At 39.3% G+C, this 15,570-nt stretch carries 12 protein-coding genes and 3 pseudogenes; 5 read left to right on the top strand and 10 right to left on the bottom strand.

What is annotated here, in order from left to right; genetic code table 11:
- Positions 1 to 171 precede the first annotated feature (171 nt).
- From ACFQ3J_RS07025 to ACFQ3J_RS07010, 4 genes are all read right to left on the bottom strand, one after another.
- A complete protein-coding gene (locus tag ACFQ3J_RS07025) occupies positions 172 to 789 on the bottom strand; it encodes a copper amine oxidase N-terminal domain-containing protein (RefSeq protein WP_251584055.1) in 618 nt (205 codons plus the stop codon).
- A 395-nt stretch (positions 790 to 1,184) separates the two neighbouring features.
- Positions 1,185 to 4,214: a DEAD/DEAH box helicase gene (locus tag ACFQ3J_RS07020; RefSeq protein ID WP_251584057.1), complete on the bottom strand. Its 3,030-nt coding sequence runs from the start codon at positions 4,212 to 4,214 to the stop codon at positions 1,185 to 1,187.
- A gap of 1,386 nt (positions 4,215 to 5,600) precedes the next feature.
- Positions 5,601 to 6,107 carry a DUF2247 family protein gene (locus ACFQ3J_RS07015; protein ID WP_091156504.1) on the bottom strand — a complete coding sequence of 169 codons (507 nt, stop codon included), beginning with the start codon at positions 6,105 to 6,107 and terminating at the stop codon, positions 5,601 to 5,603.
- A gap of 37 nt (positions 6,108 to 6,144) precedes the next feature.
- A complete protein-coding gene (locus tag ACFQ3J_RS07010; protein WP_091156507.1) occupies positions 6,145 to 6,354 on the bottom strand; it encodes a hypothetical protein in 210 nt (69 codons plus the stop codon).
- An 875-nt stretch (positions 6,355 to 7,229) separates the two neighbouring features.
- On the opposite strand from ACFQ3J_RS07010, the gene ACFQ3J_RS07005 reads away from it, so the two are divergent.
- The gene (locus tag ACFQ3J_RS07005) at positions 7,230 to 7,814 is read left to right on the top strand and encodes a hypothetical protein (protein WP_091156508.1); all 585 of its coding nucleotides are present in this window, start codon (positions 7,230 to 7,232) and stop codon (positions 7,812 to 7,814) included.
- A gap of 550 nt (positions 7,815 to 8,364) precedes the next feature.
- Here ACFQ3J_RS07005 and ACFQ3J_RS07000 read toward each other — a convergent pair.
- Complete coding sequence (locus ACFQ3J_RS07000) at positions 8,365 to 9,276, bottom strand: tyrosine-type recombinase/integrase (protein WP_091156511.1); 912 nt, start codon at positions 9,274 to 9,276, stop codon at positions 8,365 to 8,367.
- 167 nt (positions 9,277 to 9,443) lie between these two features.
- Here ACFQ3J_RS07000 and ACFQ3J_RS06995 point away from each other — a divergent pair, with 167 nt between their 5' ends.
- Both ACFQ3J_RS06995 and ACFQ3J_RS06990 read left to right on the top strand, forming a co-directional pair.
- On the top strand, positions 9,444 to 9,647 hold the full coding sequence (locus ACFQ3J_RS06995; RefSeq protein ID WP_091156513.1) for a cold-shock protein: 204 nt from the start codon (positions 9,444 to 9,446) through the stop codon (positions 9,645 to 9,647).
- Positions 9,648 to 9,760: 113 nt separating this feature from the next.
- Positions 9,761 to 10,033 (top strand): HU family DNA-binding protein, encoded by a 273-nt coding sequence (locus tag ACFQ3J_RS06990; protein WP_091156516.1) that lies wholly within the window; start codon positions 9,761 to 9,763, stop codon positions 10,031 to 10,033.
- 724 nt (positions 10,034 to 10,757) lie between these two features.
- Here ACFQ3J_RS06990 and ACFQ3J_RS06985 read toward each other — a convergent pair.
- The 4 genes and pseudogenes from ACFQ3J_RS06985 to ACFQ3J_RS06970 form a co-directional block, all read right to left on the bottom strand.
- Positions 10,758 to 10,977: pseudogene (locus ACFQ3J_RS06985) on the bottom strand (helix-turn-helix domain-containing protein); the annotation flags it as partial.
- A gap of 158 nt (positions 10,978 to 11,135) precedes the next feature.
- Positions 11,136 to 11,792 carry a hypothetical protein gene (locus ACFQ3J_RS06980; protein ID WP_091156520.1) on the bottom strand — a complete coding sequence of 219 codons (657 nt, stop codon included), beginning with the start codon at positions 11,790 to 11,792 and terminating at the stop codon, positions 11,136 to 11,138.
- Positions 11,793 to 11,900: 108 nt separating this feature from the next.
- Positions 11,901 to 12,845, bottom strand: a complete 945-nt coding sequence (locus ACFQ3J_RS06975; protein WP_091156523.1) for a DUF4097 family beta strand repeat-containing protein — start codon at positions 12,843 to 12,845, stop codon at positions 11,901 to 11,903.
- A gap of 84 nt (positions 12,846 to 12,929) precedes the next feature.
- Positions 12,930 to 13,103, bottom strand: coding sequence for a hypothetical protein (locus ACFQ3J_RS06970; RefSeq protein ID WP_379293353.1), 174 nt, complete (start codon positions 13,101 to 13,103; stop codon positions 12,930 to 12,932).
- Here ACFQ3J_RS06970 and ACFQ3J_RS06965 point away from each other — a divergent pair.
- Positions 13,067 to 13,359: pseudogene (locus ACFQ3J_RS06965) on the top strand (IS4 family transposase); the annotation flags it as partial. The gene ACFQ3J_RS06970 and the pseudogene ACFQ3J_RS06965 overlap by 37 nt on opposite strands.
- Positions 13,360 to 13,374: 15 nt before the next feature.
- Here ACFQ3J_RS06965 and ACFQ3J_RS06960 read toward each other — a convergent pair.
- Entirely contained in the window at positions 13,375 to 13,968 is a 594-nt protein-coding gene (locus tag ACFQ3J_RS06960) for a TetR/AcrR family transcriptional regulator (protein WP_091156525.1), read from the bottom strand.
- A 297-nt stretch (positions 13,969 to 14,265) separates the two neighbouring features.
- On the opposite strand from ACFQ3J_RS06960, the pseudogene ACFQ3J_RS06955 reads away from it, so the two are divergent.
- A pseudogene (locus tag ACFQ3J_RS06955) lies at positions 14,266 to 14,781 on the top strand (transposase); the annotation flags it as partial.
- Between the last annotated feature and the right edge of the window lie 789 nt (positions 14,782 to 15,570).

Genomic DNA, 15,570 nt, shown 5'->3' with positions numbered 1-15,570 from the left:
TTAGTGACTTTGTTTAGTTTTTTGTGCCTTGTTGGCCTTTTCTTATTTATAATAGATCCAGTTAGGGGATAGTTCAGCTGGACTCACGTCTTTTCTCCTATCACTAGATTTACCTTCCAGACTTTTTTTGAAATGAATCTAAAATGGAGAGCCTATGCTCCCCAATAAGTGTTAGATCTGAATATTTAATGTGTTGTCACTAGAATTTAACTTCAAAGTTGCTCCCAATCCTTTAATGGATTGTACCGGAATGTACGTAATTCCGTTAATAACCTTTGGAGCTGTACTCAATGTAGCAGACTTACCGTTATAAAATACAGATTTACTTCCCAGAGTAAGAGTTATTTTAAATTTGTCTTTGACTAGACCTATAGTCGCGCTATCAGAATCGTATGTAAATGTTGCATCCAATGCATTAGCAATGTCTCGTAAAGGAAGCAAATTACTTCCTTGATATTGTAGAGGTTTATTGTTGAAATTAATTTTTTTATCATTAACATATACTTTTAAAGAAGATTCCGTATACTGAGGTTTAGTTTCTTTCGGTTTTGCTGGGTTAGTTTTTTTTGTAGATGGTGATGAAGTACTACCGGATGATTTAGTACTTGAAGAAGAACTACCACCATTATGATAATGATACTCTCCGTATTCTAATCCCCATTTGGCACAATTTGTCCAACAAGTATGACCTCCATTAGAATCTGTTCTCCCCGGATGAGCTAACACACTTGTTGAACTTGAAAGCAAGAACAAAGTCAATACTGAAGTAACAAGCACCTTTTTATTCATTTTAGCACTCTCCTACTGGTCCTATTTTCCTATGCATCATAACATACAATTTATGATAAAGAAATACGTTCCTTCCATCAGAATATGATTATTTTTGTGATATCTTAACTCAAATTGATTAACAAACAACTAGTGTTTTATATCTTCTAGTTGTTCATGTACCTTTTTGATTGACTGCCCCTAACTTGAGTTAAATGAATGTTCGGTCAGTTTAACCACACCAATGGACATTAAAAAAGATGACTCCTGATGAATACAGAAGTCACCTTTAGCTGCTTGAGTCTTTAATGGTCGTTTTTTAAAACTTTCTACAAGTAAGGTTACAGTTCTCCCTTTACAGTCGCACGCTCCCTTTTATGTCTTTGTTATATTTTTTTATAAGGAAAAGTATTCATTTAATTACTGAAAAAGCATGTCAAACGTAAACCGAACGTATCATTTAAATAAGTATCTGTTGCAAGAATAATTTGTTTCATAGAATTTGTGATCTCTAATATTGATACCCCTGGTTGGACAATAGAGATTTTAAATTCTGTTTCATAACCAGCTCTCACCATCTTTTTTAACATATTTAAAGTTTGTATGTTACCTTTTTCAAATCGTGTTTCACCATAACTTCTCTGCCTCGAATTTTCCCTTTCGATCATTCTTTGTATTATTTCTAATACATTATCATTCCACATAATTGATTTTTCAGCTTGGCCGCATACTTCATATAGATCTGAGACACGAGCACCGGGATGCTCTCCGTGTGAATACTTACAATGATATAAATGAAATAATATTTTTTTATGCTGCATATCAATTTTAACTGAAACAATATCAGCAATTTCCCCAGATCCATCATCGTCAAAAATAATGTCTGAACTTTGATCGACAATATTATGTATCGTAGCGTATTGTATAGAATCAATCTTTCTTCCTCTTCCTTGAGATTCCGATTTAATATTGACTCCGAAATCAGGCCAGTTAACAGCCTTAAGAGCATCTGGTGATAATTTAATACCACTTTTTGGTTTGATAACTGTTTTTAGATTTTCCTGAACCACAATTACAGTTCCATCATACTGTATGAACGAAATTTCTGGTGAATATTCATACAAGAAATCAGTCATTTTAACAGTACTCTTGCCTAATTTTACTATAAGCTCTTCACCTTCAATTTGCTTAAAACTATATGAGGACTCATTAATAATCTGTTCAAAGATAAACTTTCTTTCATTTATTAAGAATTCAAAGCGAAGATTTCCATCAACCAAACTCGGGTTCCTTAACTCCGATTGGTAGAAGGGGTATGCCTTTTCTTCTTTAGTAATATACAACTGTTTCGTGAAACTATTAGATGTTTCAATCATTTCTGGTAATAATATTCTATAAGGAACACCTTCAGGGAACACCTTAATTACTTCTAAAGTGAGTGAATTATCTAAAATACTATTTGTATCAATGGTATCATCCAAAACTTTTTTCCCTATACCCTGACACCACTCTGTCCAAAAGTTTATACGTTCTACCCAACGCATCCAAACTTTCCCTCTATATGAGCAACCTATACTTATACGTTCCCCACCTTGATAACCATAACCGAATAAATTAGATTTAGTCGAATTAGACACGATCGCTTCACTTATTCCTGACTTAATATCGGTACCCGCAAACATTCTAAAACTAATCCTTCCACTTGGTTGTTGTTTCAATCCTAAAGAGCCAATCATTAACCTATTAATCTCATTCAAGCTACGATATACTGAATCCCCTTTAACTGCTTGGGCTTGTGGAAACATACTTTCAATGAGTCGGTTTCCTTTTCCAGTATCAGTTTCGTTTATATGTATGATTCCATTCTCCTTATCCAAAAACAAAACAAAAAAATCATAATCATATTGCACTATATCCTTCTGATCAGACCAAACTACTTTTGTTTCAATTTCCTCAATGAAAATGTAGACTGAATCTTCTTCATTGATCATTGATGTAGTTCTATCTGGATCCAAGACCAGTTTCCATCCGTCTATAAAAGTTCTTTCCGTAGGACAACGAAACATTCGGGTGCTTATTTTCACCTTAAGTTGTGATATATCTATATCCGTAACATGACCTTTTTCAAACTTTCCAATAAACTCATTAAGTACAATTTCTTTATCAATAGCTTGATGTGAATGTATGTTGAGGAGCGAATTCCAATCAGAATCTTGACGGTATAACTCTTCTATCGAGTCCTTTAAATCATCCATTGCCACATTTGTTATAAGCTTTGCATTTCCTAAATTATTACCACTTGTTCGAGCAAATCGTCCAATAAATTGAAGTGTAATTGGAAGTGACTTATATTTATCATGGATTGCTGCAATTTTTAATGTTGGAATATCGATACCTTCACCAAACATGTCTACACATACCACAATTTTTGCATTCCCAGCTTTAACATCTTGTAAATACTTATTTCTCTGTGTAGAAGGAATACCAGTGTGAATTACAACTGGATTGTACTCTTTGTACTGGGAGTATACTTTTTCATACAACTCATCGGCGCGTCTACGGCTCTTTGCTCGTGCTAGAAGAACATGCTCGAATCCTTTGTCCAAATCTTCTTTTAATTGTTGGATTGCGATATTCGCGATCTCTTCATCAGACTTTTGCTCGTCAAATTCTTGAATTGGATAAAAGTCGATTGGCTTGAAATATCCAGCTTTTTGCGCCATTGCCAATCCGTAATTGAATATTATCTTACCATCAACTTTCTTTCCATCGTTTCTAAAAGGGGTTGCAGTAAATTGTAGAATTTTCTTCCCTAAAACCTTTTCTTTTACCGCTCTCCAATCCGGAGATGCAAGGTGATGTGCTTCATCAAAGATCACCACTTCTAGTTTTTGAACAAAATTCCCCCAAACAGATGAAGGCATTTTTTTTATCATACCCGGGGTAGAAACAACTATGTTCGCCTCCTCAAGTGCAGCAATCATATTTTCTTCATCTGTAGCTTCAACTTTTGATTTATAAAGAAAAGTAGTTGGATAAATAGATTCATCAGAAATCATATCTAATTTCGGGAGTATGCCAAAATGACTCGCTCCTTCATAAATTTGTTCTCTCAAAAGGTTAGAAGGCACGATGATTAATGTTGAAGCAATTCTTTCAGAAATAATTGTTGCATACATTGTTTCAGACTTTCCTGTACCAGTGGGCAATACTATTGTAGCTGGAGAATTTGATGTTGCCCAATGTGCACGAATTGCAGATAACGCTCCAAATTGAGGTAAACGTAAACCAATCTCACCTTCGCTTCGAGAAACTCTCTCCTGGTAAGACAATCTCCAACTATCGATTATTTTTTCTTGGACAAATTTATTACCTTTGCTGTCAATACAACGACTTAACTTATTACCACGTCCTATAGTTGATACTACTGTTTTATACCGTACCAAAAAAACCCTTCTTTCTGTGATAAAATTTCGCAGATCTTTTGATGTAATTATATAATAATTATTTCAGAAAACCTTTAATTAAAAAAAACTTATTCTTAATTATTTTGTAATCAGGTATAGTGAATGGTTGATTAACTGATCCGACGCAATAATGCGCGTTGGATTAACTGCCCAAGATTATCTCTTCTCGAGTCTTCTGTTCATATAAAATGTGAAAACCCTACTTTAGTGCTTATTCAAGTTTTAACTACATCTGCTCTTTGTTTAGATATTCATCTAATCGGCAATCGGACAATGTTCTTGTCCATTTCGGTAATCGGTACAAGTTCTTGTCCATGGCTTGGGAAAAGAACTTGTACCCATAAAATAAAAAAGTCGCTATTTTAGCGACTTCCAATAGGACTATGTTCTTGTCCTCCGACAGCAATTAATCGGCCATTTTTATTCAGATTTTCTAACACTTTTTTAGCATCGCATATTACCGTTTCAATTGTTGAACATATCGCTCGTGATCTATATATTCCTTCCGTCTTCCACGTTGGTCTAACAGACCCGATTCACCTTTTAACTTTTAATTGACATACAAAAATGCACCCATTAGAATTTCATCGGTTAAACCCAGGGGTTTTCCAATGTCCATTCTAATGGGTGCGCTTCATTTTATTTAATGACTTTTCTTTTTATAAAAAAACACGATAAGAGAATAACCAAGCCTCCAAGTATCCCAAAAAAACACGAGATTAAAAGGGTCCCAGCCGCATATATATCTCCTTTTCCAATTAAAACAAAATATAGAATCAAACTAATGCAAATCTGACCAATACCCCAGAAAGCACGCTTTATTTTTGTCTTAGTCAATAAGAAACCTAAAATTGTGATGACAATAGTAATAACTACAAAGAACGCAATGTAACTATCCCACCTTAAATAATCACATCTTGTATAACTCATCTTTAGACGTTACCTCCTGTTTGAAATTATCAAGCAGTAATTACCAGTAGTACCGAGCAGCGACACATTAGACTTTCTAGACACGAAAAAGCCTCCGAACCCGATCGGAGGCTTTTTCGTCTTTTGATGTGGAGTTTGCTAACGCGTTCGTGGGGACTTTTTTTCTTAACTTGAATAATCCGACGCGTTCATAGTCCCTCTTTTGACCCCAATGTAATAGGTCGTTCCTTCCGTTCTTAGGTACACATTCAGGATCGCGTCTCCATACGTACCTGTGGACGAAATAGAAAATCGCCCCGACGAATCGGTATGCACTGGAATTTTCTCCAGTTCTCTGAATTAGGTATTATGAATAAAAGGCATCTAAAAGGTTAAACCAACCGCATAGCAAGAAAAACCTTGAGGATTGCTGCCCTCAAGGTCATAACATGTTAATCATTTCTTATGATATTTATCTTCTTCGTGTGTTAAATATGATTTCCATTCACGAAATAATTGTGCAATATTTTCCTCATACAAATCAGATATAGGTTTTTGACTAGGCATATATCGTACAAATTCAGATATTTCAGTTGGATAATCAAAATCCGCATATATCACTTCGACCATGCCAAGAGGATCGGAATATTGAGTCTTATGCTCGTATAACCAACTCAAAATTAAATACAGAAACTTTTTCTTGCTCCCATTGTAATCTCTCTCTGTGGAGCTTATTATTCTGTCTAAATAATACAGCACTCCTTTATCATCTTTTAGCCAAGTTAAATCTATTACATCTTTAGAAGGATTGGGTTCTTTGCTAATAATTTCAAAGGCATGTTCAATAGCTGATATTCTTGACATGAAACCATTTTCAATAGCAAATGAAACATCATTCCAAGTTAAATTAGTTAACTTATCAACATATTCATAAGGTAAAACTACGTTCAGAGTATTCATCATTCACCTCTTTAGTTTGGCTTACCATTTATAATCCCACCTACTTTAAACAATTGGTGCAAATAGTGATACCCAATTCATTATTACATTTCTTTTCAATACTCTTAAGAAATATTGCATACCTCTCGCATAATTCTTGATAAAAAATTATGTCTTCAAGGTCCTCAGATTCATCGATTTTTTTAGATAGTCTAAGCAATTGTATTTTTATATCTTGATGTTTTCTTCGATAACTCAATAATTTTGACATAAATACCCCTCCTTTATATTAGAAAGTGTATCAAAACATAAATTTAACAACCTAAATTTAAAGTGAACTCTGGTTTCAATGGTGTATCGTGAATTTACTTGCAGATCATTAAAATATTTAAGGAAAGAAGTTACCGATAAACACAATAAATTGTGGCTCAACCCGCAACGGGTGTATCGCTCAATTTCCCGCCCATCCGATCTCCGTTCTCAATGCGGGAATCGTTGGCAATCAAATATTGAAGAATGGGCCAGCCCTAGACTATATAACCGGAAACCAGGTTGCGGGCAAGGCAGTGCTTTCCGTAAGTTCCGCAGGCGGTCCGCTGGGAGTTTAGCTCGCTGTCGCATTTGCAGACTATCGTATGCAATTTACACGGAATCAACTGTTCGCAGTGGATTTCGATCGGGTATGGATTGAACACGTACGGTCCCGGTGGCGCTCCTTTAGAGGCTTCAAAGGGAATAGTTATTATCCCCCAACAACATGGGTTCTATCATACAAACTCTTCTTGTGCCATCAACGAAAATAATCGACAGTTTGGGTGGCGATAACCTTCCCAAGTGGTGAGAATATCCAGAGAATATGCCCATGCCCCTCTTCCAGATCATACAATGGATCAGAGAGAGTCGTGTGCCCGTGTATTAATATACAAGTTGCCTTTTAATCTATGATCAAATCTGCAGAAAACTTTACCAAGTTACACTGGGATCTAACAAGTCGCCAATTCTAGGAGCACTTCTACTCATAAGTTTTTGGATTAATTACCAATAGACTAATTTTATTGATTTTCTATATAATGGTATTGCTTATGTATGGCCATACATAGTAAATAGGGATGCCCGTTGCCCAAGTAACTATAAAGTGGCAAATAAATGCAAAATAGTTCTACTATGAAAAATATCAACTGTATTTTAGAAAGGGGAGAAATTTTGAGAAAATTTATTAGTGCGTTACTCCTTATTATATTATTTGTGTCTATCTTCTTAAATGTTTCTATGTTGTATCAAGATTATAAATCGACTCCAAACAATGGTGATATAAAAGGTTCTTATGAGTTGTTTATGGTTGACATTCGTGCTGCGCAAACAAGTCTGAATACCTATTTTGAGGAAACGGATGAAAAAAAGAAACAACTAGCGCTTTATGACTTGCTAAGTTCCACTTACAAGATGGATTCGGATTTAAAACTTCTAGATGTAAAAAGTAAATTGTTGTACAAAAGAGGGCTATCCCCTCTTCAGAGTTTTACTTCAGATTTTGTAATAATTTCTTCACGATTATTTACTAGTTATACCATGGAAGGTAAAGATATTACGGGTGATGCGAAAAAATACAAATCCTACATTGATGATTTGAATAATGTGTTAAAGGATACAACCATGCAAGACAAGAAGTCCACCAAAAAAGTTTTCGACAAAGTAGATAATTACTCAAGAAATCATACTCCAATTTATTAGGTTAAAACATGCTTACCTCTCCTTGAGGCAGTGGTTCCATTTAAGAGGAATGTCCTGTATCATTGTATTTATCGTGGCTCAAACTACATGTGCTTCTATTTAGATATCCATCTAATCGGCAATCGGATTAAGTTCTTGTCCTTGGCTCGGGACAAGAACTTGTACCGATAAAATAAAAAAAGCCGCTAAAATAGCGACTTCAATGGGAATATGTTCTTGTCCCTCGACACCACTAGCTCAATATCTCTATAACCGTTGTGAAGATACAAGGCAACTTCATAAAATTTCATTATGTTTATCCCTCCCGAGAAACCCTTATAATCATCAAATACCATACCAACTTTACTTTCACTCGAATCTTACATTAATGTAACTAACCTGCCCGTTAGCTTAATGAATTAGCGGTCAGATACCGATTAGATATTTCATCTAATCGGTAATCGAATTATGTTCTTGTCCCCCGACAACCGTTCCCCAGTTGAATACCGATAAACGGTTAGTCTCGTTTGTTTGTAATCATTTATAATCTATAACACGTCTGTTCAAGTTTTCAAAGTAACGATTCAACTTCTGATTGCAGATCCACACGAGTCGCCTTGAAGTAAGTCATCGTTGTGTTCAGACTATCGTTCCCCATAATTTGCGCCAAACGGTGTAACGGCGTATTCTCTGCCATTACGTAACCAAACCGGTGCCGTAGATCATGGGCGCTTAATCCTTCGAGCATTGATGCTTTCATATATTTTTGAATCAAATGTCGTAAAGCGCGTTCAGTCAATCGATCACCAGTTTTCTCCGAAGGAAACAGATATTGACTGTCCGGAGGGAGTTCTTCCAAATATTTTTCTATAGCAACTCTGCATGTAGCGTTCAAAGGTACTTCACGCTGTTTATTTCGTTTTCCGGATCGAACTATAAGCTGGGCACTATGTGTTCCGATTTGAATATCCTTTGGAGCTAAATCACATAATTCCATTGTCCGCAAGCCGGTGTGAAGCATCACGATTAGGATAGTCTGATCCCGATGAGAACCGCCTTGCTCAGCTGCAGCGATCAATGCAGCTTCTTCTATATCTGTCATCTTGCGCGGGCTTACCTTTTCTTCGGGAATCAATTTGACCTGCTTGGAAGGATCGCGGTGAATCCTGGATTCCGACATAGCCCATTCAAAAAAACGTTTTAGAGTTATAAGCCGGCGGTTAATGGTCGCTGGTTTCAATTCCATCACTTTTTGCGCGGAATCTCGATATCGTATTATTGTTGAAGCGGCAACTTCTTCAATTCGGAATATAACTTCTTCCTCTTGGTTGTAGGCTTTCTCAAACCAACTAATAAAATGTTTTAAGTCGCTTGCGTACTCTTTTAATGTTTTAGGATTCAAATTTCCATGGGTGGTGAGAGCGAAAACAAAGTCCTGAATCGTTTGCTTACCCTGTTCTGAAATCCCGTTCGCTTCTTTCATTAGCAAAGCCTCCAAATCTTGACTTACATTAGCGGACATGGTATTCTTATATTAACCTAAACATTAGCGGACATCAACTTGTATGCATTGATAACACCTAATGATCGTTAATATATATTAGCTGTCAATGAAATGGTTATGGTTAAATTTATTTTAGGAGGAATTCTATGCAAACAGGTACAGTTAAATGGTTTAATGCTGAGAAAGGCTTTGGCTTTATCGAAATCGAAGACGGAAATGACGTATTCGTTCATTTCAGCGCGATTGAAGGTGATGGTTACAAGTCATTGGATGAAGGTCAACGCGTTCAGTTCAATGTGGCCCAAGGTAATCGTGGACCGCAGGCTGAGAACGTTTCTAAAATATATTAAAATCTTTTAAGCTGTCCTAAAAGTGGGATAGCTTTTTTGTTTATTCTTGGTTGCGTCCATACAAGAGGTCTTTCATTTTCATAATTTATAATCATAAAAGTGAGGTATCGCAAATGAATAATGAAGAATTAATAGAAGCAGTGTATAAGTCTAGTGGGTTTTCAAAAAAGAATGCCGAAAAAGCTGTAAGTCAAGTGCTGGACTCCATCTTTGAAGCTTTAAAGCAAGGAAAAGAAGTTCAACTAGTAGGCTTCGGGAAGTTTGATGTCCGCTATCGTGAAGCACGCATGGGAAAAAACAGCAAAACCGGTGAAAAGGTGCTGCTTCCGGCAGGTAACGTTCCTGTATTCACGGCAGGCTCTGCTCTTAAAGAAGCTTTAAATTAAGCTTAAAGTCACCAAATTCTTAGAATAAAAGATGTTACTACATCAGAAAAGTGGTTTTATATCGAAATAAGTACACTTGATTCAAATACAAATGTCCCATTTGCTACTATCGATGACATTATTAATTATTATTCCAAACAGGGCTTGCAAACAGAAACAGCTAATCTGGGCATTTTAAGGAAAGACATATGTAAGGAAGCTACTGCACTGGATTACGAGGAATATCGGCTGCCACTCTATTCATCATCTGGACCTTCAGGTGCTGAACTATAGAGCAACGCAGCCATGCACTACATTCCTGCGATCGGAATTCGTTTGAGCCTGCAGACGTTTTCAACCGGCATAACTGCTCCTTCCTGTTTTTGAACTAACGCTTCCCCTCAGTTTAATCATGACCGAATGTAGAAGTCACCTCTTCATTTTTCTTTCTTCCATATAGCAGTTACTACAAAAGCAAATGCATAACCAATCACTTTAAACACAGCGTTAATAATCTCCATCTTGAACCATCTCCTCTATGGAGATTGTATGCGAAACCCCGCGTTAACCTGACCGTTAGCTTAACGGTATATTACTGACTTCGTTAGATAATAGTTATTTAAATAATTGTGCTATTGTCTTCGGAACTAAGAGAAGTAACTCACCAATCGTCAAAGTATTCTCCAATTTATCAAATCTATCACCACATGTATCATTTTTTCCTCGGACATTAGAAATGGTATCATTTGAACAAAGCAAATAGCGGTAAAGATATGCCTTTTAAAATTTCCATATAATCGTCAAAGTTGGATTTGTTTCGCCACGTTCGATATTCCCCAGAGTAAGTTTGCTTACGCCCGTTAATTCAGCTAAGTCGTCTAAGCTAATATTTTTTTCTTTTCTGTACTTTTTCAAGGCAGCGCCCATTATAATACAATTTGTTTTGATTCATAGACTTCATCCATTTAATATTCACCTCAACAATAAACTGTTATAGCTAGTATATTGTCGTCTTACATCTTTCAGTAATCAAGGCTCTTCTACAAAATATTTAGTAATCCGGTTGAGCCACGAAGCATGCCTGGGTGTATAGATAAATTGAATCGCATTGGCCAGCTACCTACTAAAAGCTACCATCTAGCAAAGCGTTCCATTGCAGTCGCGTTGTGCGCTCCACACTGCCCGCTGCGGCGCAGAGACCGAGCGCGATGTTGATCCACATCGGCAGAGCAATGGGCGAGTTGAAGGTCCCGAAGCGCTGAGCTATCAAAGGCACCTGAGTGACCGCATCGATGATCTGAGGGATGGCGAGAACCATAGGAACGATGAGCATGATCAGCGAAATAAATCCGATCCATCGGCTCAACGACGGGTGCTCGCGATCAAGACGAGCGCGCCGCCCTTCGGCGGAACTCTCGTCCGGGATGAGCTGGTGCACGGCTCCTTCGTCGGTGACGTAGTGGCAACGTTTGAGGCCGAAAACCGTGGACGCTACTTCGATCGTTCCTCCAGCCACGGGGAAGTCCGCAGGGAGTTTGGACTCGGCGTGATGTTTGCCATCGAGGTATAGATGGGCCTTGCCCTTACCATCATCCGCCAGAAACTGTTGCCAATACGAGACGTCAACGGCGAAGACCAATTGTCGGTCATCATCGTTTGTCAACGTGAGGTAGTACAGGGCACGGGAGAGCGGCTGCCACCAGCGGAAGTCCTTTAGTGGACGCCCGTTCCCGGTCTTGACCCGTCGCGCGGCTTTACGTCGACTCCTCTCTTTGAACACTTCTTCACATCCTTTTTGTTTATTAAATTAACAAATTACCGCTATTTTTCAACAGAGGCGTAAGCCTGCCTCAACTCTTTCACCATGATCTCTCACTGACGGACACCTTCACCGGATCCGAATATCGCCCGAAGCTGCCCGTACCTTGATAACGTCCGTCGTCTCTTGCGGGGATTCGGGCGCCGTGATGTGTCCGGATGTGGTCTTCAGGTCGAAGAACCCATTGAACTCCGGATCGGGCGACAAAGTCACGTCACCGGTACGGACGGAGATGTCAAGGCTGTCCGAACGCTGCCCCGTCAGAGTAATGTTGCCAGAGGCCGATTTAAACACGCCGTGTCCGGTGAACCGGTCAAACTTGATATTGCCCGAATGCAGCGAGGTATCGGCCGAGCCGTCGACGTCCACGGCGGTAATGCTGCCGGAAGTCGACTGCACTGTCAGGGCGCCCTTCAGCCCATCCACCTTGATATCGCCGGAGTGCAGCTGGATTTCTGTATCCCCCTGGATCCGCTCCGCAGTAATATCCCCGGATTTTGAAGTTAAACTCAACCGTCCGGCGGTGATAACTTCCGCGCGCAGATTGCCGGAAGAAACGGACAAGTCGATCATTTCCGCCTTCAAGCCGGTAAAGCTGGTGTTGCCGGAGCCCGATTTATAACTGATCTGCTGCAGCCGGGTGTCATCCGCCAGCGCTACAATAATCCGCGTATTGATGGACTTGTAGTTGGGGGCGACTAATTTCACATCCTTCAGCAGCTGGAGTTCCAGCGCATCCCCTGTGATTTCTGTCGCTTTCAACTGATCGATCGTATTTTGCTGCATATTCCCGCTGATTTCCACGTAGTTGGTGTCGTCGGGGCTGGCGATGAACTCCATGTTCACGTCATATTCACTGTCGATGACGAGCGCATTCAACTCGTGCTGCGCAAACGTCCATTTCTGCTCGTGCGCGGGCAACTTGTCGACAAAATCGAGCGGCTGACAAGCCGTTCCGGCGAAGCTCAAGACGATCAGCGAAATCCCCAGGAAAAACCACTTCTTATTGTTCACGATTAATTCTCCCTTTTTAAAGGTTCGGATGTTCCAGCGCAGATAGGCGGCGCCTAGCCGGAGCATATCCGTAAATACATACTGCTAGCCAGCGCCAGCAAAATGCCCGTCTCGTAACAGTTGAACCTTCTTCCTGTTAAAGCCTCCGGTAGATCCTTGCGCCCTGTTCTCGATATTATAATCAGTAATCCCATGCCTGACGAACGTAATTGATGTCACCGCTGCAGCGACTGCAAAAAGAGTTCTAAGGCCGTTCATACGATTTGCTCGTAAGCCACACCACCGTTGTGTTCTCGCGCTATATCTAGCTCGCTTAGCAGCATCGACAAAGCACGGATGATTCGCGCTCGATTGGGCGATCGCTCTGCAACAGCTGCTTGCCTTGATCCATGAAGTGGTGTCGAAAGCGGGCAAAAAGCTTTCGTTCCTTATTCGGCGTCATCTCCAGCAGTGGATTGTCGCTTTGCCCAGTTGCATCAAGGCTTATCTGCCGATTTCAAGCTGCGAAAGTTGAGTTGCTTTCGGTTTATTATTTAATCATTTTTAAAAAGCTCTTTATTATCTTTTCACTGTAGTCTTCAAGGCTTAATTCATTTTGAGGCAATGACATTGACGCTGATAAAGCACCCCGAATGACAATTGCAATCACTTGAGGATCAAAATCACCAAATTCTTTAGACTCTTGTCCTTTGTAAAGAATCTCTTTCAACAAAACATTTAATTGATCTTCATCATTAATTTCTGCCAGATAATAAGGGACGTTGTCTGGCGTGCGAGCATTAAAAACAATTTCAAGTAAAGCAGTGTTATATCCACGGTTTGTACCCTGGTAGGCTAAACTTGCTTCTATAAAAACCATTAATTTCTCCATATACGTTTGTTTCTGTTCTACTTTTCCCTTAATAAACGCTCGCTCTTGTTCAACCAAATACATCAAAGTATTTTTCATCAAATCTTCCTTACCAGAGAAATGATAAGATATAAGTCCTGTACTTATATTTGCTTTATTTGCTATTTTGGAAAGGCTCGTGCTGAGATAACCAATTTCTGTTAAAACCTCTATAGCAGCTTTAATGATCTGTTCTCTCCGTGCATCAGCTATCAAAGATTGTTTGTTTTCCATTTATTCATCCACCTTCATTTTAAACTGATTGTTCATTTTTTATTTTGATCGTTCAATCAAATTTTATTTTAAGCACTTTTCAATTTCCTGTCAATGTTTTGTTCTTGGCCCTCTACATTTCTTGAAAATTCTTGATCAGTCTAATCATCTTTGCTAACCTCCGTCAATGAAATCATATCGGGAATGAAATAAAATTCTTGTCATTGTGTGTTGACTTTTAATTAGGTTTGTGACAAATCGGTAATCGGACCATTTTCTTGTCCCTCGTCACTTTTTTAAAATTGACACAAAGTTCCCTTAGCAAAACGGCTCGCCCCTTTCCAAAAAGACCTGGATCGTCTGGATAGCATTCCGGGAATCGCAGCCCGAACGGCCGAGCAAATCCTTGCCGAGATTGGCACGGACATTGCTTCTCGTTTCCCGAGTGCAGCTCATTTATGCTCATGGGTTGGCCTTGTTCCAGGTCACAATGAAAGCGCAGGCAAACGCAAGTCCTCCAAAACACATAAAGGCAATAAATATTTCCGATCCGCACTCATCGAAGCTTCTCACTCCATACGGGGATCAGATCATTATCTCGGTGCCCAGTACAGGCGAATTGCAGCTCGCAAAGGAAGGCAACGCGCAGCTGTTGCCGTAGCCCACTCCATCATGACCATTGCTTACCATTTACTAACCAGGCAAGAAGATTATAAAGACTTAGGTTCCGATTATTTTGAGAAACGGCACCAAGACGCGATCGTCAAACAGACTGTTCGAAAGCTAGAAAACCTTGGATTTACTGTAACTCTGGTCACTTCGGAAGCATCCTAATTAACCTTCTCAAACCAAGAGACGCAGCTTTTTTAAAAATCTTGTAAGCTGCGCCTAGTTTCGTATTGTTTTTTAGAGTTACGCTATGAGTTAATTTTCAGGGTAGCTTAACAAAAAAGGAGCAGCGCCGACTGGCAAACTGCTCCATTACTGTTTTGATCTAACGTTTCCCGTTATCTTAATCATAAAACCCTTTTGGTGCAGTTGCCTGGCGTCATTAGACCTATTTCGCTTGCGGTGAATGAATTATGCTTTTAGCATACCACACTTGAACCTTTGGCCACATCCACGCCTACAACAGGTTCCATTTCCTCACTCCTCGTCTTTGATTTCGCCGGCTAGTTCCACGATGGTTCCAAATCCATAGCTTCGCTTGTTATGCGAGGTCATCGTCCCTACCAGCTCAAACATGGAGTTTTAGAGGTCGTGGGAGAACCGTTTTTATTACGAGGTCAAAGCCCCTAAAGCCCCTGCGTTCTCCCGGCTTCCCCCATCGTAAAACGACCACAAAAAAAGGCCAACCAGTAATTACTGGCTAACCTGATAATAAGAAAAGCAGCTAAAATAGCGACTTTCAATGGGAATATGTTCTTGTCCCCCGACAAACGTTAATCGACACTACTACTGAATTTTCATTTAGTCCCCTTTCTTGCAGTAAAAAAGCAATTCGGATTTAATCCGAATTGCTTTTTCTTTGAATACTGTGCTCCGGTACCGCCAACGGAAAGGCGAAGCGATGTCAAACCCTCTTCGTTTGCCGGATTTATCATTCATCCTGGATTCCCGGCA

It is taken from the genome of Paenibacillus provencensis, from assembly GCF_042678545.1.
In the GTDB taxonomy this organism is placed as follows: Bacteria; Bacillota; Bacilli; order Paenibacillales; family Paenibacillaceae; genus Paenibacillus; species Paenibacillus provencensis.
The sequence above is the reverse complement of the archived record's forward strand: the minus strand, read 5'-3'. Positions and strand labels throughout refer to the sequence as shown.